This is a genomic window from Luminiphilus sp. nBUS_07 (assembly GCF_051201685.1).
Taxonomy (GTDB): domain Bacteria; phylum Pseudomonadota; class Gammaproteobacteria; order Pseudomonadales; family Halieaceae; genus Luminiphilus.
The window spans coordinates 597,915-614,730 of record NZ_CP179213.1 but is presented as its reverse complement, the minus strand read 5'-3'; the positions used below and the strand labels follow the sequence as shown (position 1 = coordinate 614,730).

Below are 16,816 nucleotides of genomic sequence, written 5' to 3'. Positions count from 1 at the left end.
TGATTTATCAGCTCGCTTGCTCTTTTTGATCGCGAATAGCCGCTAGTGTACGAACTAGCTTGCCGGGAACTTCGTTCATGGTCTGTACAAGCTTTGTTGCTGGCGCTTTCATGACGCTCATCAACATTGACAATGCCTGATCTCGCGTTGGCATCTTCGCTAGTACATCCAGTTGGTCAGCTCCCATCAGCTTTCCGCTAAATGACAGTGCCTTCACTTCAAAACGATCGTTTGTTTTGGCGAAGTCTTTAAACAACCTTGCTGCAGCGCCCGGATCTTCTAATGAAAAGCCGAACAGAGATGGACCTGCAAGTGTGTCACTAACACACTCGTATTCCGTTCCCTCAAAAGCCCGCTTCGCCAGCGTATTGCGCACTACGCGCAAATCTACTTGGCTTTCACGTGCCGTTGCCCGCAGAGCAGTCATATCGTTTGAGGCCACGCCACGTGCGTCGGCAACCACAAGCGAAAGTGCACTGGCAGCGGTCTCGTTGACTTCGGCAACAATCGCCTTCTTCTCGTCGAGTCCAATAGCCATTGGTCTACTCCTGGATTAACAGTTATGGTCAGCACAGACTAGCAGTGCAGACCGCCCTCGGTGAACATCGTCACCATCTGCGTAGGCTCCTCACGAACTTAAGGGAACAACGCCCCACCTACGGTCTTTGACAGCCTTTTGTTCAGCGGGGCAAAGCCACACTTTCCCTAAGACTCCAAAGTGGCACCGATCCATCAATAGACTTTTCGGCACCCGGCCGCGAGCACGAAACTCGCAACCCATCGCACCCAAAGGTGCGACGTTTTTTCTACAAATCTAATTCTGCGTGATCAACCGTGACGCCGGGGCCCATGGTTGTTGACAGGGTGACCTTGCGGAAATACACACCCTTTGAAGAAGCTGGCTTAGCCTTTTTTAAATCCGCCATGACAGCCATCAGGTTGCCACGCAGCTGATCGGCCTCGAAAGCTACCTTGCCAATACCGCCCTGAATAATGCCGTTCTTGTCCGTGCGGAAACGCATCTGTCCAGCCTTGGCATTGTTGACCGCGCCCTCGACATCAGGGGTTACTGTGCCTGTTTTGGGGTTCGGCATGAGACCGCGCGGGCCTAGTATTTGACCCAACTGACCGACAACGCGCATTGCATCAGGAGAAGCGACCACAACATCAAAATCCATCATGCCGCCTTTGACTTGCTCAGCGAGCTCATCCATGCCGACAAAGTCTGCTCCGGCTGCCTTAGCTTTCTCAGCGTTTTCGCCCTGAGTAAACACAGCAACTCGGACTACTGAACCGGTACCGTGGGGCAAAGTGGTAGCGCCACGCACACCTTGATCTGATTTGCGAGCATCAACGCCCAAGTTAACTGCAACCTCAACCGTCTCATTAAATTTCACGGTTGCGAATTCCTTCAGTAGCGCAATAGCCTCATCTAGAGAATAGGCTTGGGTAGCGTCCACTTTCTCTCGGAAAGCGCGAACTCTTTTTGATAATTTAGCCATGATCAGCCCTCCACCACATCGATTCCAGCAGAGCGTGCACTGCCTGCGATGGTGCGCACGGCGGCGTCCATATCGGCTGCAGTGAGATCTGGCCACTTTTGTGTCGCAATATCCTCAAGCTGTGCCCGGGTTACTTTGCCGACTTTTTCGGTGTTGGGTCGCCCTGACCCACTCTTAATACCCAACGCCTTCTTCAATAAAATTGAGGCTGGCGGGGTTTTCTTAATAAAAGTAAATGACTTATCGCTGTAGACCGTGATCACAACGGGAATTGGCAAGCCAGGCTCCAAACTTTGCGTGTCCGCATTGAAAGCCTTACAGAATTCCATAATGTTCACGCCCTTTTGGCCCAACGCGGGGCCCACAGGGGGACTAGGATTAGCCTGCCCTGCCGGGATTTGCAGCTTGATATAGCCGTCTATCTTCTTCGCCATGTTTTTCTCCTTGGGTGCAAACGCCCTTAGCGCTGAATATCAGCTTCTGGGCTCCCCATTACGACCCAGATTGCGTCAGGGTCGAATCGTTTTGGTGCGCCTTTAACAAGGCCCACCCCTTTTTGGTCAGGATTTTTCTACCTGGCCGAATTCTAGCTCTACGGGCGTAGAGCGCCCGAAGATCAATACCGCCACATTGAGGCGGCTTTTTTCATAATTCACATCTTCAACAACGCCATTAAAGTCGTTGAAAGGCCCGTCGATAACACGAACCATTTCACCTGGCTCAAATACCGTCTTGGGACGGGGTTGATCAACTCCAGCCTCGACGCGCTGCAAGATGGCATTGGCCTCAGCTTCAGTGATCGGCGCAGGTTTATCCGCCTTGCCACCGATAAAACCCAGCACCCGGGGCGTTTCCTTGACCAAGTGCCAGGAATCGTCATTTAACTCCATTTGCACGAGTACGTATCCGGGGAAAAACTTCCGCTCACTCTTTCTTTTTTGGCCGCCCTTCATCTCCACAACTTCTTCTGTGGGGACGATGATCTCGCCAAAGTAATCCTGCATGCTATTGCGCTCGATACGCTCCTTGAGCGCTACCGCCACCTTTTTTTCATACTGGGAAAAGGCGTGAACCACATACCAACGCATTGCCATCTAAGCCTCTCCCTAACTCAACCTATTACCATGCCGACTAACCAACCCAGCACGCTATCAATGCCCCAGAGAATCAGAGCCATGATAAAAACAAACACCACCACAATCAGTGTGGTCTGGGTCGTCTCTTGACGGGTCGGCCAGACAACCTTGCGGATTTCGGTTCGCGACCCTTTTATCAGCTGCCAAAAAGCGCCGCCCCGCTCAGTCGTCGAGGCCACCCATCCCGCAACCGCGGCGGCGACCAGCAATGCCAGCACCCGATAAAGCAGCGACTGATCTGCGAAATAACTGTTGCCGACAACCCCAGCTATCACTAGGACCGCGACGACACCCCACTTTAGGGGGTCTAGCCTGCTTGCAGCAGCCTCACTCATGAACCTTTCCCATTAGAGGCCACCCACTGGTGCCTCTTTCTACCGCCAGCACCCTACCGAAGTGGAGAGCTGGCAGGCCAGGAGGGAATCGAACCCCCAACCTGCGGATTTGGAATCCGCTGCTCTGCCAATTGAGCTACTGGCCTTTAAACGAAACATCTCTGTCTATTTTGACCAAAGACGACGAAGCCGAACCGCCTTTTAAGGGTGGTTCGGCCTATTTTTAGTGCGCACCGAGGTGCGCATGACGATCAGCGACTTACTCGATGATTTTAGCGACGACGCCAGCGCCAACCGTTCGGCCACCCTCGCGGATCGCAAAACGCAGGCCATCTTCCATCGCAATCGGTGCAATCAATGTCACAACCATCTGGATGTTGTCACCTGGCATCACCATCTCAATACCCTCAGGCAACTCACACGCACCCGTTACATCCGTCGTACGGAAGTAAAACTGCGGACGGTAGCCCTTGAAGAATGGCGTGTGACGCCCGCCTTCATCCTTGCCCAAAACATAAACCTCTGCCTCAAACTTGGTGTGGGGCTTTACTGATCCTGGAATCGCCAGTACCTGACCACGCTCAACGTCATCACGCTTAGTACCACGCAACAAAACACCAACGTTCTCGCCTGCACGGCCTTCGTCAAGCAGCTTGCGGAACATCTCAACACCGGTACACGTCGACTTCTGAGTATCTTTAATACCGATAATCTCGATCTCGTCTCCGACCTTAACAATGCCGCGCTCAACACGACCTGTTACAACCGTGCCACGACCTGAAATTGAGAACACGTCCTCAACCGGCATCAAGAAAGGCTGGTCAATCGCACGCTCAGGCTCAGGAATGTACGCATCCAACGTCTCAACCAAGGTCTTGACCGCTGTCGTACCCAAACCGTTCGCATCGTCACCGTTCAACGCCATCAGCGCTGAACCACAAATGATCGGTGTATCGTCACCCGGGAACTCGTAGGTATCGAGCAGCTCACGCAGCTCCATCTCTACCAGCTCTTTCATCTCTTCAAATTCTTCAGAGTCAACGCCACCACAGTCTTCCGCCAGCAAATCGGCTTTGTTCAGGAAAACAACAATGTACGGAACGCCAACCTGACGTGACAGCAGGATGTGCTCACGCGTTTGGGGCATAGGACCGTCGGTCGCGCCACATACCAAAATCGCGCCGTCCATCTGCGCCGCACCCGTGATCATGTTCTTCACATAATCCGCGTGTCCGGGACAGTCAACGTGGGCGTAGTGACGGTCTAATGACTCGTACTCCACGTGAGACGTCGCAATCGTGATACCACGCTCGCGCTCTTCCGGGGCGTTATCAATACCGTCAAACGCTACCGCCTCTCCACCAAATACTTCTGAACACACACGTGTCAGCGCCGCCGTAAGCGTCGTTTTCCCGTGGTCTACGTGTCCAATCGTGCCCACGTTTACGTGGGGCTTCGAACGCTCAAATGCTTCCTTCGCCATGTCGACACTCTCTATCTACACTGATCACTAGTGAGTCAGAACGGGACCTAAGGGACCGCTTTGACTGCGTTTAATACACTCAGTAGGCTTACCTACTGTGTGTTACTACTCAATAAGACGCCTTTGTCGTCTTACTGTAACTGGAGCTCATAACCGGATTTGAACCGGTGACCTCTTCCTTACCAAGGAAGTGCTCTACCGACTGAGCTATATGAGCAACAACCTTTGTTCCTAATTGTCTGTGGAGCGGGTGGCGGGGATCGAACCCGCATCATCAGCTTGGAAGGCTGAGGTTCTACCATTGAACTACACCCGCGGCTCATTCCCCCCGGGCCCACACACCACACGTTCCGGGGTACCGATCCAACCCCTTAACGCCTACATCTTGGTGGAGGGGGGTGGATTCGAACCACCGAAGCTTTCGCGTCAGATTTACAGTCTGATCCCTTTGGCCACTCGGGAACCCCTCCGGAAGGGCGCATATTCTCGGGATGTGAACTGCCCTTGTCAACGTTTACCTTTACATAAATTCACCAGTTTGCGACTTCGTTGCTCCGCTTTCCCAAGGTCGGCGTAGCAGAGGTGGCGTACGGGCGCTAAAAAATAACGCTCAGACACCCTAAAAAGCGCGCACCCAGACAATCGCATGCTCCCCGCAAAACCGCTTAAAACCTCATAAAAAGGGAAGTAATTTAGTGGCGATCAGCCGCAACAGCTAACCGCCAGTGCACCGCTGAGCAAGCCCGCAGCTCAATTGACCCGCCACAGACGCATTTCAGCCTTTATTCAAAAACCCCACCACGGCACCCGTGTAATGGGTGTTATTGCAGCGCATTGATGCGTAAACGCGGTGTACGGCAACAACTGCAGGCAACCAAAAAGGTTTTAAGACAGGCAATTTTTAACCTGCCGTGATCTACACAACCTCTGGTAAGACACCCGAAAACGGCAGGAAAGCTCTCATAGCGTTGCTCAATGCGCGAGGGCTAGCGGGTCTGAAGCACGGGTAGGACTCAACACTAACGAATTACCTAGCGCCCCGGCAGGCACCCAACGCCGCCGAAAAGACATGTAAAGCTGATATTGATCAGAATAAAGTCGGTCTTATGAGCGCTGGCCTACCACCTCAAGCCACCATCAACTTCAAACACTCGACCTGAAATGTAATCATTTTCAAGGATGGCGACTGCCATCTGAGCGATTTCCGCAGGCTCACCGAGGCGCTTTAGAGGAATACCTGAGGCCATTTTCTCCAAAGCTTCGGGTTTCATGCTGGCAACCATCTCAGTCGCCATGAAGCCGGGGGCGATAGCACCCGTGCGAATGTTGTGACGAGCAAGTTCCTTCGCCCAGGTGACCGCCATTGCCGCAACGCCCGCCTTGGTGGCCGAGTAATTCGTCTGGCCGAAGTTTCCTGCACGAGAAATACTCGAAATATTGATAATCACACCCTCAGACTGGGCCTGAATCATGCGCGTCGCCGCTTCGCGACCACAGAGGAATACACCGGTCAGGTTCACGTCGATCACCATCTGCCACTGGGACAGGCTCATTCGATCTGTGACTTCACCGTCTTTGACTTTGAGCATTAGGCCATCGCGGGTAATGCCTGCGTTGTTAATGAGGCCCTGCAGCGTTCCGAATTGATCAATAATGCCGTCGAAGGCCGCTATTACGCTGTCTTCGTCTGCCACGTTGGCGACAAAGGTGCCAACCTCGGCGCCCAACTCTCGAAGGCTCGCAGCGGCCTGCTCTAACGGTTCAGCGTTCATGTCGATCAAGGCCAGACGGGCGCCGCGTTCGGCAAGCCCTTTAGCCATAGCAAAACCTAGACCTTGAGCCCCACCGGTAACAGCAATTACTTTATTCGTCAGATCCACACCGCTTCTCCGTTCATTATTTAGGCCGCGGATTGTACCTGAAGGTTTTACCCTTGGGGCAGAATGAAATCTGCCCCAGAAAACTTATCGATTGCCCTTAGGACCATCACGGACTTCGTCCTGCTTACATTCGCGCTTGTCTTTACCCACACGACCTTCGTCCTGACGACAATCGCGTCGGTCCTGACGCTCATCTGAGCGACCCCGCTCGTCACGTCGATCCTCGCGCCTGTCTTGATCTGCCAATGCCCAAGTTCCACCTGTTAGTAACAGAAGGCTTATCATCCATACATTGATTTTACGCATCGCTATAGCTTCCTAGAGTTTGATTACAAAACATTAACCTACCAACCTAAATTGCGCTTGTGGTATCAAATCGCGACATAAAGCCCTACTTAAGCTCCAGGCTGTACTTGTAAAATACCTCATCTTTTTCGTACCCCAACGTCTCGTAGAGCGCTTGAGCGCCCACATTATCGCGCGCGGTTTCCAATTCGATTCGCGCACCCCCGGCAGCTAGCGCCCAGCTTTGTGCCGCGGCCATCAGCCCACGACCCAACCCCTGCCTTCTGTGTGACGGGGCGACATAAAGATCATACAAAACGAAATAGCGTACCAAATCTACCGAGCACAACGCGGGATACAGTTGGGTAAAGCCCACCAAGTTTGCATCCGCATCCTCGGCGACAAAAACTGTCGACCGGCGATCGGTGAAGTTGGTGCTAAGCCAAGCTTCAGCAGACTCTAGAGCGGGTTCACAACTGTAGAATTGCCGGTAAGCATCAAATAGGGAGGCCACGCCCTTGAGGTCTGGCAACGCAGCCTCACGATACTGAAATTGCGACGACATACCCGCCTCCTTCAAAGTTTTCTAACGTCTGATGATTTTGGTTCTACCACAGTCATCGAGAGCGAGCCAAAAAAAACAGCGACAGCCCTCTCCCCCAGCGTCTCGATAAGCGGGATCAAAACTCACTGCAATGTGACTAGAGATTCCGGCCGAGCGACTCAGTTATAGGCATCCGTTTTTCATCGCCGGCGGAATCGGCATAGAGGTTGGCGTTTTAAGCCCAGCACCAACCGTTGCCTAAAAGGATGCTTAGCACTCAAGGAAGGATCTAGGTCAGCCATGGACGGCTGTGAACTGAACCAAGGAGAGAACCATGCTTTACCTCATCCACCTCGTAACTGGTGACACCATAATTGCCCAGCTCACCCAAGAGCCTGCACTGGGAGACGTATCTTATGCCGAAGATTTAGGACTTAAGCCTGTGCACTGTGAATACCCCATGAGGCTGACTCCAGTTCCCGTAAGCGGGTTCTTCGCACTTGAAGCATACGTTGCAAAGGAGCTTCTCGCATATGGGTCAATTACTGGAGGGACAGGATGTTTCCCGGTTACGTTAGCACCAGCAGGCGTACTTTGGTCGGCTCCGGTGTCTCTAGAACTCACCGGGCACTACCAAAAGGCCCGCGAGACTAAATCGAAGTACGAGTTCGAAATGTAAGGTCAAATTAGCAATGCTTTGAGAAACACACGAAGCGCTTCCATGCACACAGATACGCTAGCGCTATTTGGGCCTCGACGGAATAAACCTTTGGGCTACTTTCAACGGGTTCCCGAGAACCCAGCCTCGATGGCCCTCACACTCCCTAGCTATATTCAGCCGATTGGACGCGCCGAGAAAGAGGCTTTTTGATGAAGAAATTAAAAGGGCGCAGCAGTGGAGCACAGTGTGACCCACGAGCATCCAACAGCAGCCCACGCCTAAGCCGAAACCTAGTGTTTTCAGGGGATACAAAGGGGTCTAAAAAGAGAATGGAGCTGGCGAGAGGAATCGAACCCCCGACCGGCTGATTACAAATCAGCTGCTCTACCTACTGAGCTACGCCAGCCTAACGCGTGTCCCGAATCCGCTTTCTCGATCCGGGGCGCAGATTGTGCTGATCGCAACCCCTCGGGTCAAGTGGTAAAAGCCACATCCGTGCCTTGGGCTCGTCTTAACAATCCCTCAAGCACTAGATCAGGTCGCCAGTCTCCACCTAGACCCAGAGCCCGGAGCTCGGCGGCTCCGCCGCCCGTTAAAATAATGTGGTGATCTGGATACTGCTCACAAACTTGTTTTACGGCGCCCACCACTGCAACTGAGATGCCAGAAGCCACACACTCAGCAGTGCTTTGGCCTGGCACAATGGTGGGTTTAAGGCGATCGGTGTAACGCACCTTACGGGTGCTCGACTGGAGCGCCGCTTCCATTAGAGCCGGCCCCGGGAAGATGTAACCCCCAAGGTGGCGCCCGTCAGTCGCGACCAAATCACAGGTGACAGCACTTCCTACATCAATCACGAGCAGTGGACCGGGCTGGTACGCTCTGGCACCGAGCATGGCAAACCAACGATCGGCACCCATACGTGATGGCTCTTCGTAACTGTTAAGCAGCCCGTCTTCATGCTGTGCGGTGCCGCAAATATGCACCTCAGAAAACCCTATGGCTTGCAGCTCAGACACCAGAGCCTGATCAAACTGTGCGCCTCTAACACTGGCAATCCAAACGGAAGTCCTATCTTGCACCTCAGCCCGCAAGACTGCTGCCAACTCAGAGGCGCTGCCACTGTGCCGCTGCGCGTTAAAATTACAACCATCGACTACGGCCCACTTAGCCGAGCTATTACCCACGTCAATTAATAACTTGCTCATAGGGTTTCACCGCGCAACATTGACGCCTCTCCCGATTGCACCACGGTTAAGCCTTCATTGGTTACGACCCGCAGTGCACCGGAAAAATCCACACCGTCAGCCCGCCCTGCAATAGCATGACCTCCTTGCTGGACGCTAATTTGTCTTCCCGCCATTAGATCTCTTCGAGACCACGAATCACGCCACTGGCCGAAGGAGCCGACTTGCCAGCTCGACAGCAGTGGCACCACGGCCTCAAGAATTCGCGCCCCCACCTCATGACGGGACACCTTTACCGTGGAATGGGTGCTCAGGTCAGTCCAAGGTTGATCAATCTCGTCACTCCCTAATTTTGACATCGCAACGTTGAGCCCTACCCCCACAATGACGACCCAGTCCTGATTCGCCGACTGCACAAGATCAATTAAGACACCCCCACATTTTTTACCCGCCAAATACAGATCGTTGGGCCATTTAAGCTGCATATTTAGCCCAAATTCACGATCTAACCCTTCGCCAATGGCACAGCCCAAGGCAAGGCTCAGCCCAGCTAAATCAGCGGGCTCAAGGCCCATGCGCCAACCCAATGACAAATAAATATTACTTTTAGGAGGACTGACCCAGAGCCGACCCAGTCTGCCGCGACCCGCTGTTTGTGTTTCTGCAAATAAGGCTAAGCCATGAATATCCTCAGAGTGAGCCCTGCGTTTCAAAGCGGCATTGGTGGAATCCAATGCCTCTGCGACCTCAATACGCAGCCCGCTGGCGTCCAAACCCGCGATATTTGCACGTATCGCAGCATCAGATAGCAAACCATTGCCTAAAACTTGAGGGGTATCGACCATCAAAACTCCACGTTGATATTGACCACTGACTCCGGGCCCAAGTCAGTCTAAGCTATAGACCATGAATAAGGCCAAATTACACTTGAGTAGCAGCGTACCGCCAACTAGCGCCGGCCAAAATCAGCACGTCATCAATTTGGGTTTCGGTCGCGTATCACGCCACTGCGCAACAGCTCTGGCAATTCTGGCCGGTTGTCTGGCAGTGGCGAATCTTTGGCTGGTACCACTCTCGGAAGCCAGCCTTTTGGAGGCCGGACGCGGCGTGGTTTTGTTACTTTTGGGTATCGGCTTGATGGGCACCGCAAGACTGAGCCTGTTTTTAACGCTGGTGGTGGCATTGGCCGGGCTTGATAGCGTCACTGCGACAACAGATCTTCCAAGAGCAATGGCCATCATAGAGGTTTGTCTTGTTACCACGGCGGCGTTCGCGCTGGTGACTTCCCGGTGAATGGTACTGTGACCCTCCATGGCTGATTTTTCACAACCACTCATCATTTTAATCGCCTTGCTGTGCGGTTTAGCTAGTCGCGCGGTGGGGCTACCGGCCTTGATCGGTTATCTCACTGCTGGGTTTGTCCTTCATGAAATTGGTGTAACCGCCGGCAGCTGGTTGGAACAACTGGCCAATTTGGGTATTACGCTGCTGCTTTTTAGTATCGGACTCAAGTTAGATGTCAGGGCGCTCCTTAAGCTCAACGTGTGGGGAACAACACTTGTTCACATGGTGGTCTCTCAAGGCTTTCTGCTACTGCTGCTGATTGGACTCGCACAAGCGTTCCCAGCGCTAAACTTGTCAATGGCTGGAGCGGCTGTCATTGCCTTTGCTCTCACCTTCTCCAGTACGGTATTTGTCATCCAAACCCTGCAAGAGCGTGGTGAACTTCAGTCTAATCATGCAATTCTCGCCATTGGCATATTAGTTGTTCAAGATCTGATAGCTGTGAGCTTCCTGGCTATTACTGCAGGAAAAGTGCCCAGCATTTACGCCTTGGGTTTACTGCTCATCATTCCCGCAAGACCATTGATCCTCAAGCTCCTATCGGTAAGTGGCTACGGCGAATTACTGACGCTGCTGGGATTAGCACTGGCCATTGGTGCTGCTGAAATATCGGAAGTTGTAGGATTAAAAGGCGACCTCGGTGCCTTACTGATTGGCGCAATGCTGGCGGGAGAACAAAAAACTAAAGCCCTTGCTGCAAACCTTATTCAACTCAAAGATCTGTTTCTGGTCGGTTTCTTCTTATCCATTGGCCTCGGCGGCTGGCCCCCAGCGCTACTTATTGGTGTGGCGGTAGTCTTAGGCTTGGTCTCTGTGGGCAAGCCTTTACTCTACTTCTTCTTGATGACACGCCTGCACACCACGCCGAGGTCTGCTGTTTTAGCCTCAAGCGTGCTATCTAACCACAGTGAGTTTGGACTCATCGTTATCGCAGTGGCCGCAGGATTGGGTTGGGTCGCCCCCGTTTGGAGTTCAACACTTTCAATTGCCCTCGCCATAAGCTTTTTACTGGCTGCACCAATGAGTAAAGCGTCCCATGGTTTTTACAGAAAATACCGCGATCAGCTACTGGGTCATAGGTCGATGCAATTAATGGATACCTACGAACCCACCGATCACGTCAACACCGTTATCTTGGGAATGGGTCGAGTGGGCACCGGCGCTTATGAGGCTCTAGCACCTCGCTTGGGTGAAGCAGTATTGGGCGTAGAAACCTCTCTAGAAAAGGTTACCCACCACCAGCTAGAACAACGCCGGGTTATCTGCGCCGATGCCTCCGATCCAGACTTTTGGGTCCGCATAAACCTTAAAGAGGTGGAGGTCATTATGCTCGCTCTCACTAACCACCCTGAAAATATCATGGTCGCTGAACTCATTCGATCCATGGGGTATGCCGGTGACATTGCGTCAGTGGTAAGACATGAAGAGCATTCTGAGCAACTGCGTTCCTTAGGCATTTCAGCCTTTAATCTTTACGCTCAAGCGGGAGCCGGTTTTGCCGCACACGCCAGCAACGCCAGCGACTCGGGAGATCAATAAACAATGGCCGAATCCGTGGCTTACCGTACCCAAATAAGCAGCCCGCTGGGGCCTTTAACTATTACCGGTAGCGCTCATGCCGTCGAGAGTGTTGGCTGGGATTTTGACGATGCCGTAACCACGGGTTCATCGATTCGTTCCTCTGCGCTACTCGATGAATGCGCGAGACAACTTCAGGCTTACTTTGATGGGCAACTAACTGCGTTTGATATACCAGTGGCACCGGCGGGCACGGCCTTTCAGCAACGCGTTTGGCGGCGATTGATGGATATTTCTTTTGGCCAGACTCTGAGTTACGGACAGCTCGCCCTAAGACTGGATCCCCCTACCGCCCCGAGAGCCGTTGGCAGCGCGGTGGGGCGCAATCCCATTTCCCTGATAATCCCGTGCCACCGCATTTTGGGCAGCAGCGGTGATCTCACGGGGTTTGCCGGAGGTTTGGATCGCAAAGAATGGCTACTCACCCACGAGGGGTCAATTTTGTGCTGAAACCCTCAGATATTAGTGTCAGGCATTGAGGTCAGGGATCATTTCGTCCTTGATCCGCTCAATGGCATCTCTCAATCTGAGCTTTTCTTTCTTGAGCCGCTGGATAAGAAGTTGGTTGTGGTAGGACTGCAGCTGTAATTCAGAGATTTTTTGATCGAGCCCACGGTGCTTGGACTGCAGCACCATCAGACGCATAGCGGGAGTCATCTCCTCATTAGCGGCGTCGTTTTCAGCAGGCTCGTTCTCGTTAGCCATTACCCAGGTCCTCTACAACATTGGACGCATGCACATCGCGTGACTCATTAAATAAATCGTGCGCCCCTTCAAGCAAGGGGAGCAAAGGTAACCCAGAAGGTACCGCTGCAACGAAGTAGTGTACCAAGAGTGTGTCACGATTATTATAGGCCAAAGGCAATCCCAGTTCGGACAAAACCTCACCTCCAGCCGCTCGAACCAATGCATCTCCAGCGGCTACGTCCCATTCATAACAGGGTGAACTGCGGGGATAAATATCGGCTCGCCCATCGACGAGGGCAAAAAACTTCAGGGCGCTGCCGGCGTTAACTCGCTTAACAGGCAGACCCGAGCCGGCCAGCCGCTCAGTTAGCGCTGCAACACGTTTAGGACTGTGTCTCTGACTGGCCAACATGCGGATACTTTCGCCCTGCATAGCACTTGGGGCCAGCGCAGAGAGCCGGTCAAAATCATCACCTGCACAGCGCCACAACCCTGACCCCGGTATACCCAGGTAACATTGTTTCTCGAGGGGCTGCGCGATGAATCCCAAAATAGGCCTCTGATCAACTATCAGGGCAACATTTACGGTGAATTCCCCCGTGCGCTCCAAAAACTCCCGGGTACCATCTAAAGGATCGACCATCCAGCAAATCCGCCAGTTATGCCGGTCGCGTATCTCTTCAGACGAAGATTCCTCAGATAAGAAAGGGATATCGGGCGTCAACGCTGCCAGCCCCTGAGCCAAAATTGCATGGGCGCTGTGGTCAGCTGTGGTCACCGGGCTGCGATCTGCCTTTCGGTCCACTGACACAGATTCGGTGTCTTGGTAGTAACCTACCAAGGCTTCGGAGGTTCGGGCCAAAAGTGACAGCAGTTTCGCTGTTAAATCGCCAGGCAAGGCCTCAAAACCTGCGGGTAACGCCGGGGGGGGTGGTATCGCGTGTTTTAATATATCCATTGCATGAAAGGGTAACATTGCCATGGCACTGAGTGTGCATAACGATAAATCTGTTCTGGGCGTGGACTGGTCAAACATTGATACGGTGCTGCTTGATATGGACGGTACCTTGCTAGATCTTCGCTTCGATACCGAATTCTGGACCGAGATCGTTCCAGCCACCTACGCCCAAACTCAAGGCATCGATCTTGAGGCGGCGAAGGCCTACCTCAACCCTATTCATGCAAGGGAAAGTGGGCATCTCAATTGGTACTGCCTTGATTTTTGGTCCAACGTTGTTGGTTTCGATATTGCACAATTAAAACGTCAGCACGCCGCCAACATCGGTTGGCGGCCGGAAGCCGAAAATTTTCTGCGCAGGTTGCGTGCGAGTCACTGTGAGGTTGTTTTGATCACTAATGCCCATCCAGACACCCTGCGTATTAAGTTAGAGCAAGTGCATCTCGAGCCTTGGTTGGATAAGGTTTTTACCTCCCACAGTTTCAATGCACCCAAGGAGTACCAAGCATTTTGGCAAGAGCTTCAAGCTGCTAGCGCATTTGAACCGCAGCGTACTTTGTTCATTGATGACTCCGAATCAGTGCTGGCATCGGCCGAGATTTATGGCGTAGCGCATCTAATTACGTTGCGCCAACCCGACAGCAGTCAACGCCAGCGCACTGAGACACGTTACCCAGCCGTACTCCACTTCGACGAGCTATTTGAAGGGTTGCCCCATTTTGACGGATAAACAAACCAAAACCGCCAAAGTGCGCGTCGATAAATGGCTTTGGGCTGCGCGTTTTTTTAAAACCCGCAGCCTCGCCAAGGCCGCCATCGAAGGTGGCAAAGTACAACTTGATGGACAGCGGGTAAAAGTCAGTCGAGAAATTGCCATCGGCGACCAACTGACAATACGGCAAGGTTGGGATGAAAAAGAGATCACAATACGCAGCCTAAGCGACCAGAGAGGCCCCGCCGCAGTCGCCCAGACCTTGTATGAAGAATCCGAAGATAGTGTTGCGCGGCGGGAGAAAGAGGCCCTGCTGCGCCGTGCCGCGGGAGGTCTCAATAAACCTAATCACCGTCCCGACAAACATGAGCGACGACAGATCAGTCGCCTGCGGCGCGGTGGCGGCCCAGCCTCAGAGGATGACTAAGGTCTGAAAGGCGACAGTGTCACCGTATTGCGACCCCCTTCTTTACTGGAATAGAGCGCTTTATCAGCCGCCTCAAGGAGTTGCTTGAACTCAGTGGTCATGGAGGGGATACAGGCCACAACTCCTTGAGACACAGTGACTATCGAACCTGAGGGAGACGCAGAGTGTTCAATTTCTAGAGACATGATCCTAGTTCGTATTCTCTCGCCCGCAACCAGCGCGTCAGCCTGATTCGCCCCAGGCAGCAGAAGCAAAAATTCTTCTCCCCCCATCCGAATAGCCAACTCTCCGGCCCGCGCGGTTACAGACCGCAGAACACCCGCTATTCGCTTGAGGACGTCATCTCCAGCAGGATGGCCATAGGTATCGTTGTAGGCTTTAAAGTGATCGACGTCGATCATAATGACGGCGATCGAACTGCCACCACGTTGCGCGCGACTGACCTCCATATCGAAAGCCTTGTCCGCTCCCCTCCGGTTGCGAAGACCTGTTAACTCGTCGAGTTTCGCAAGGTCTGCAAGTTGCTTCCTGGCTTCTTGAAGCTGAGTATTCTTTGCCCGCAGTGTTTCTGAAAATCCTGCCATGTCTTTAGCCATGGCTTCACGCTCGAGGCCTGATTCAACCATTTGCGTGAAAGAACGACTGATTCCGTAACTCAAAACGGCCATGAGGATCGCCAAGCCCCAGAGCACGGCGGCAAAAATCAGGTTGAAGGGCCTAGCATCAGCAGTCCACGCCAGCCAACAAGCAACCGGTATGAGCGAAGAACACAGCCAAACGAGATAAAACTCTCGCACTACCGCGGTCGCAGCCACCGTCGCAACCGTAATGATCACCATGATCATAACCAGCGCATACAGCACCTCGTCTGACAGGTATTCGCCCATCCAGATTACCGTAGCAGACCACGCAAAACCGCCTATTGCCGCGGAAACCAGCAGCTCCCTGAGCACCGGACCTACCGCCGTGATGTGGCGCTGACTTTCCAGCGCTTGGCTCATGTGCAGAGACTGAATGAAAGATAAGATCAACATTCCAACGCCCCAAGCTGGCGTGGGCAACGGAACAGACTGGTACCAAAGTAAAAACATGCCGCCACAAACACCCAACATTTGAGTGCCTGCCAAAACATAACGAGTGGTCTGAAGCTGAAACCCCAGCTTCGCTGACAACGCATCGCCCTTAGAAATTTTTCTCTGGTACAGCATATCGCTTATCTTTGCCTCCGCTGGTTAAAACTTTAGCGCAGGTCTAAACATTTATCTCAAATAAATGGCAAAAGTAGCCACTTATTAGTGTTTTTTTATGCCTTTTAGGGCCTAATTAAAAAAACACAGGGGGCCTATGAAACAGCAGCTTTATTCTGAAGACGAATCTATGCGCTTCTCGTGGCTGCTTATACTCATTCTCGCGTTGCCGCCTGCCGCTGTAATTTTGACAACGACTGATTTCACGCCCCAGACCTCTGAAACATCCTGCGAAAAAGTGCGAATCTTTCTGGAAGAAACGGACCAAATTAGAGTCAGTAAAGATTCATACACGCTGATCATTGGCGGCTCTGTATTCTCTGAGTGGAAACAGCGCTCAGCAAAAAAGCTTGAGCCTAGCCAACTGCGCGTCAAAGCCTCACCCCTGTTTACTCCCACTACCATTGCCAAATGTTTTGAGCGAACAGTGGCACACTACCGCCCCGTAACTACTGTGCTGTTCCTTGATGATAGCGACGGCTTGGCAAAGTCAGAGTCGACGTTTAACGCACTCGATGAAATCGATGCTCTGCGCGCTTATTGGAGCGTGTCGCCGAGCTTAGTCGTAGTTCCACCAGCAATAACGCCTGCACTGAAGCGTGAAGCCGAAGCGCTAAGAGATTTTGAGCGACGTCTGACGAGATGGGTAGAAAGTAAGTCTGGCACGAGCATGTTGGACATTAACACGCTGCTTGCTGACGACCAGGGCGAGGTTAATCCGCTACTGTTCTGGCCTGATGGACGGACACTGGGCAAGCAGGGCTGTAACCGCCTCCAAGGGGCATTACTGGGTTATACCGGTGTCTCCAAACCCACCACTGAAATGCCGGCAGATAGGGTATCATCGTAA

At 52.8% G+C, this 16,816-nt stretch carries 22 protein-coding genes and 5 tRNA genes; 8 read left to right on the top strand and 19 right to left on the bottom strand.

Annotated features, from left to right (window positions below):
• Positions 1-7: 7 nt before the first annotated feature.
• The 13 genes from rplJ to ACMAZB_RS02710 form a co-directional block, all read right to left on the bottom strand.
• Positions 8-538, bottom strand: a complete 531-nt coding sequence (rplJ, locus tag ACMAZB_RS02770; RefSeq protein ID WP_435214273.1) for a 50S ribosomal protein L10 — start codon at positions 536-538, stop codon at positions 8-10.
• Positions 539-806: 268 nt separating this feature from the next.
• Positions 807-1,502 carry a 50S ribosomal protein L1 gene (gene rplA / locus ACMAZB_RS02765; protein ID WP_435214271.1) on the bottom strand — a complete coding sequence of 232 codons (696 nt, stop codon included), beginning with the start codon at positions 1,500-1,502 and terminating at the stop codon, positions 807-809.
• Positions 1,503-1,504: 2 nt separating this feature from the next.
• A complete protein-coding gene (rplK, locus tag ACMAZB_RS02760) occupies positions 1,505-1,936 on the bottom strand; it encodes a 50S ribosomal protein L11 (protein ID WP_435219326.1) in 432 nt (143 codons plus the stop codon).
• A gap of 126 nt (positions 1,937-2,062) precedes the next feature.
• Positions 2,063-2,596: a transcription termination/antitermination protein NusG gene (gene nusG / locus ACMAZB_RS02755; RefSeq protein ID WP_435219325.1), complete on the bottom strand. Its 534-nt coding sequence runs from the start codon at positions 2,594-2,596 to the stop codon at positions 2,063-2,065.
• A 17-nt stretch (positions 2,597-2,613) separates the two neighbouring features.
• Positions 2,614-2,973 carry a preprotein translocase subunit SecE gene (gene secE, locus ACMAZB_RS02750; protein ID WP_435214266.1) on the bottom strand — a complete coding sequence of 120 codons (360 nt, stop codon included), beginning with the start codon at positions 2,971-2,973 and terminating at the stop codon, positions 2,614-2,616.
• Positions 2,974-3,043: 70 nt separating this feature from the next.
• Positions 3,044-3,119 (bottom strand) — tRNA-Trp (locus ACMAZB_RS02745).
• A gap of 113 nt (positions 3,120-3,232) precedes the next feature.
• On the bottom strand, positions 3,233-4,456 hold the full coding sequence (gene tuf, locus ACMAZB_RS02740; protein WP_435214265.1) for an elongation factor Tu: 1,224 nt from the start codon (positions 4,454-4,456) through the stop codon (positions 3,233-3,235).
• Positions 4,457-4,597: 141 nt separating this feature from the next.
• A tRNA-Thr gene (locus tag ACMAZB_RS02735) sits at positions 4,598-4,673 on the bottom strand.
• 25 nt (positions 4,674-4,698) lie between these two features.
• A tRNA-Gly gene (locus ACMAZB_RS02730) sits at positions 4,699-4,772 on the bottom strand.
• A gap of 70 nt (positions 4,773-4,842) precedes the next feature.
• A tRNA-Tyr gene (locus ACMAZB_RS02725) sits at positions 4,843-4,926 on the bottom strand.
• Between the two features lie 648 nt (positions 4,927-5,574).
• Entirely contained in the window at positions 5,575-6,336 is a 762-nt protein-coding gene (locus ACMAZB_RS02720) for an SDR family oxidoreductase (RefSeq protein WP_435219324.1), read from the bottom strand.
• 84 nt (positions 6,337-6,420) lie between these two features.
• Complete coding sequence (locus ACMAZB_RS02715; RefSeq protein ID WP_435219323.1) at positions 6,421-6,642, bottom strand: hypothetical protein; 222 nt, start codon at positions 6,640-6,642, stop codon at positions 6,421-6,423.
• An 85-nt stretch (positions 6,643-6,727) separates the two neighbouring features.
• Complete coding sequence (locus ACMAZB_RS02710) at positions 6,728-7,186, bottom strand: GNAT family N-acetyltransferase (protein WP_435219322.1); 459 nt, start codon at positions 7,184-7,186, stop codon at positions 6,728-6,730.
• A 313-nt stretch (positions 7,187-7,499) separates the two neighbouring features.
• Here ACMAZB_RS02710 and ACMAZB_RS02705 point away from each other — a divergent pair, with 313 nt between their 5' ends.
• Together ACMAZB_RS02705 and ACMAZB_RS02700 are read left to right on the top strand one after the other, a co-directional pair.
• On the top strand, positions 7,500-7,844 hold the full coding sequence (locus ACMAZB_RS02705) for a hypothetical protein (protein WP_435219321.1): 345 nt from the start codon (positions 7,500-7,502) through the stop codon (positions 7,842-7,844).
• Positions 7,845-7,886: 42 nt separating this feature from the next.
• The gene (locus tag ACMAZB_RS02700; protein WP_435219320.1) at positions 7,887-8,036 is read left to right on the top strand and encodes a hypothetical protein; all 150 of its coding nucleotides are present in this window, start codon (positions 7,887-7,889) and stop codon (positions 8,034-8,036) included.
• Between the two features lie 120 nt (positions 8,037-8,156).
• Here ACMAZB_RS02700 and ACMAZB_RS02695 read toward each other — a convergent pair.
• The 3 genes from ACMAZB_RS02695 to ACMAZB_RS02685 all read right to left on the bottom strand — a co-directional run bounded on the left by ACMAZB_RS02695 (position 8,157) and on the right by ACMAZB_RS02685 (position 9,858).
• A tRNA-Thr gene (locus tag ACMAZB_RS02695) sits at positions 8,157-8,232 on the bottom strand.
• Positions 8,233-8,299: 67 nt separating this feature from the next.
• Positions 8,300-9,034: a type III pantothenate kinase gene (locus ACMAZB_RS02690; RefSeq protein WP_435219319.1), complete on the bottom strand. Its 735-nt coding sequence runs from the start codon at positions 9,032-9,034 to the stop codon at positions 8,300-8,302.
• Positions 9,031-9,858: a biotin--[acetyl-CoA-carboxylase] ligase gene (locus ACMAZB_RS02685; RefSeq protein WP_435219318.1), complete on the bottom strand. Its 828-nt coding sequence runs from the start codon at positions 9,856-9,858 to the stop codon at positions 9,031-9,033. The genes ACMAZB_RS02690 and ACMAZB_RS02685 overlap by 4 nt, the downstream gene beginning before the upstream one ends.
• Before the next feature lie 61 nt (positions 9,859-9,919).
• Here ACMAZB_RS02685 and ACMAZB_RS02680 point away from each other — a divergent pair, with 61 nt between their 5' ends.
• Genes ACMAZB_RS02680 through ACMAZB_RS02670 form a run of 3 tightly spaced genes read left to right on the top strand, consistent with a single transcriptional unit; the run spans position 9,920 to position 12,385 of the window.
• Positions 9,920-10,306, top strand: a complete 387-nt coding sequence (locus ACMAZB_RS02680; RefSeq protein ID WP_435219317.1) for a hypothetical protein — start codon at positions 9,920-9,922, stop codon at positions 10,304-10,306.
• Positions 10,307-10,324: 18 nt separating this feature from the next.
• A complete protein-coding gene (locus tag ACMAZB_RS02675; protein WP_435219316.1) occupies positions 10,325-11,896 on the top strand; it encodes a cation:proton antiporter domain-containing protein in 1,572 nt (523 codons plus the stop codon).
• Between the two features lie 3 nt (positions 11,897-11,899).
• Positions 11,900-12,385, top strand: coding sequence for a methylated-DNA--[protein]-cysteine S-methyltransferase (locus ACMAZB_RS02670; RefSeq protein WP_435219315.1), 486 nt, complete (start codon positions 11,900-11,902; stop codon positions 12,383-12,385).
• Positions 12,386-12,403: 18 nt separating this feature from the next.
• Here ACMAZB_RS02670 and ACMAZB_RS02665 read toward each other — a convergent pair whose 3' ends face one another.
• Both ACMAZB_RS02665 and ACMAZB_RS02660 read right to left on the bottom strand, forming a co-directional pair.
• On the bottom strand, positions 12,404-12,640 hold the full coding sequence (locus ACMAZB_RS02665; protein WP_435214198.1) for a YdcH family protein: 237 nt from the start codon (positions 12,638-12,640) through the stop codon (positions 12,404-12,406).
• Positions 12,633-13,604, bottom strand: coding sequence for a 3'(2'),5'-bisphosphate nucleotidase CysQ family protein (locus ACMAZB_RS02660; RefSeq protein WP_435219314.1), 972 nt, complete (start codon positions 13,602-13,604; stop codon positions 12,633-12,635). Before ACMAZB_RS02660 ends, ACMAZB_RS02665 begins: the two co-directional genes overlap by 8 nt.
• Between ACMAZB_RS02660 and yrfG the strand changes: the two genes are divergently transcribed.
• Together yrfG and ACMAZB_RS02650 are read left to right on the top strand one after the other, a co-directional pair.
• Positions 13,603-14,310 carry a GMP/IMP nucleotidase gene (yrfG, locus tag ACMAZB_RS02655; RefSeq protein WP_435219313.1) on the top strand — a complete coding sequence of 236 codons (708 nt, stop codon included), beginning with the start codon at positions 13,603-13,605 and terminating at the stop codon, positions 14,308-14,310. The two genes, ACMAZB_RS02660 and yrfG, sit on opposite strands and share 2 nt — an antisense overlap.
• Positions 14,300-14,719, top strand: a complete 420-nt coding sequence (locus ACMAZB_RS02650; protein WP_435219312.1) for an RNA-binding S4 domain-containing protein — start codon at positions 14,300-14,302, stop codon at positions 14,717-14,719. Before yrfG ends, ACMAZB_RS02650 begins: the two co-directional genes overlap by 11 nt.
• Here ACMAZB_RS02650 and ACMAZB_RS02645 read toward each other — a convergent pair.
• Positions 14,716-15,927 (bottom strand): GGDEF domain-containing protein, encoded by a 1,212-nt coding sequence (locus tag ACMAZB_RS02645; protein ID WP_435219311.1) that lies wholly within the window; start codon positions 15,925-15,927, stop codon positions 14,716-14,718. The two genes, ACMAZB_RS02650 and ACMAZB_RS02645, sit on opposite strands and share 4 nt — an antisense overlap.
• Positions 15,928-16,063: 136 nt before the next feature.
• On the opposite strand from ACMAZB_RS02645, the gene ACMAZB_RS02640 reads away from it, so the two are divergent.
• Complete coding sequence (locus ACMAZB_RS02640; RefSeq protein ID WP_435219310.1) at positions 16,064-16,816, top strand: hypothetical protein; 753 nt, start codon at positions 16,064-16,066, stop codon at positions 16,814-16,816.

What these genes read in the sequence shown, in the direction of transcription:
- ACMAZB_RS02665 (WP_435214198.1), bottom strand. Translation starts at nt 12,640, where the DNA reads ATGGCTAACGAGAACGAGCCTGCTGAAAACGACGCCGCTAATGAGGAG.
- rplK (WP_435219326.1), bottom strand. Translation starts at nt 1,936, where the DNA reads ATGGCGAAGAAGATAGACGGCTATATCAAGCTGCAAATCCCGGCAGGG.
- ACMAZB_RS02700 (WP_435219320.1), top strand. Translation starts at nt 7,887, where the DNA reads ATGCACACAGATACGCTAGCGCTATTTGGGCCTCGACGGAATAAACCT.
- ACMAZB_RS02640 (WP_435219310.1), top strand. Translation starts at nt 16,064, where the DNA reads ATGAAACAGCAGCTTTATTCTGAAGACGAATCTATGCGCTTCTCGTGG.
- ACMAZB_RS02675 (WP_435219316.1), top strand. Translation starts at nt 10,325, where the DNA reads ATGGCTGATTTTTCACAACCACTCATCATTTTAATCGCCTTGCTGTGC.
- ACMAZB_RS02690 (WP_435219319.1), bottom strand. Translation starts at nt 9,034, where the DNA reads ATGAGCAAGTTATTAATTGACGTGGGTAATAGCTCGGCTAAGTGGGCC.
- secE (WP_435214266.1), bottom strand. Translation starts at nt 2,973, where the DNA reads ATGAGTGAGGCTGCTGCAAGCAGGCTAGACCCCCTAAAGTGGGGTGTC.
- ACMAZB_RS02705 (WP_435219321.1), top strand. Translation starts at nt 7,500, where the DNA reads ATGCTTTACCTCATCCACCTCGTAACTGGTGACACCATAATTGCCCAG.
- yrfG (WP_435219313.1), top strand. Translation starts at nt 13,603, where the DNA reads ATGGCACTGAGTGTGCATAACGATAAATCTGTTCTGGGCGTGGACTGG.
- ACMAZB_RS02715 (WP_435219323.1), bottom strand. Translation starts at nt 6,642, where the DNA reads ATGCGTAAAATCAATGTATGGATGATAAGCCTTCTGTTACTAACAGGT.
- rplA (WP_435214271.1), bottom strand. Translation starts at nt 1,502, where the DNA reads ATGGCTAAATTATCAAAAAGAGTTCGCGCTTTCCGAGAGAAAGTGGAC.
- ACMAZB_RS02685 (WP_435219318.1), bottom strand. Translation starts at nt 9,858, where the DNA reads ATGGTCGATACCCCTCAAGTTTTAGGCAATGGTTTGCTATCTGATGCT.
- ACMAZB_RS02660 (WP_435219314.1), bottom strand. Translation starts at nt 13,604, where the DNA reads ATGGCAATGTTACCCTTTCATGCAATGGATATATTAAAACACGCGATA.
- ACMAZB_RS02680 (WP_435219317.1), top strand. Translation starts at nt 9,920, where the DNA reads ATGAATAAGGCCAAATTACACTTGAGTAGCAGCGTACCGCCAACTAGC.
- tuf (WP_435214265.1), bottom strand. Translation starts at nt 4,456, where the DNA reads ATGGCGAAGGAAGCATTTGAGCGTTCGAAGCCCCACGTAAACGTGGGC.
- ACMAZB_RS02645 (WP_435219311.1), bottom strand. Translation starts at nt 15,927, where the DNA reads ATGCTGTACCAGAGAAAAATTTCTAAGGGCGATGCGTTGTCAGCGAAG.
- ACMAZB_RS02670 (WP_435219315.1), top strand. Translation starts at nt 11,900, where the DNA reads ATGGCCGAATCCGTGGCTTACCGTACCCAAATAAGCAGCCCGCTGGGG.
- ACMAZB_RS02710 (WP_435219322.1), bottom strand. Translation starts at nt 7,186, where the DNA reads ATGTCGTCGCAATTTCAGTATCGTGAGGCTGCGTTGCCAGACCTCAAG.
- rplJ (WP_435214273.1), bottom strand. Translation starts at nt 538, where the DNA reads ATGGCTATTGGACTCGACGAGAAGAAGGCGATTGTTGCCGAAGTCAAC.
- nusG (WP_435219325.1), bottom strand. Translation starts at nt 2,596, where the DNA reads ATGGCAATGCGTTGGTATGTGGTTCACGCCTTTTCCCAGTATGAAAAA.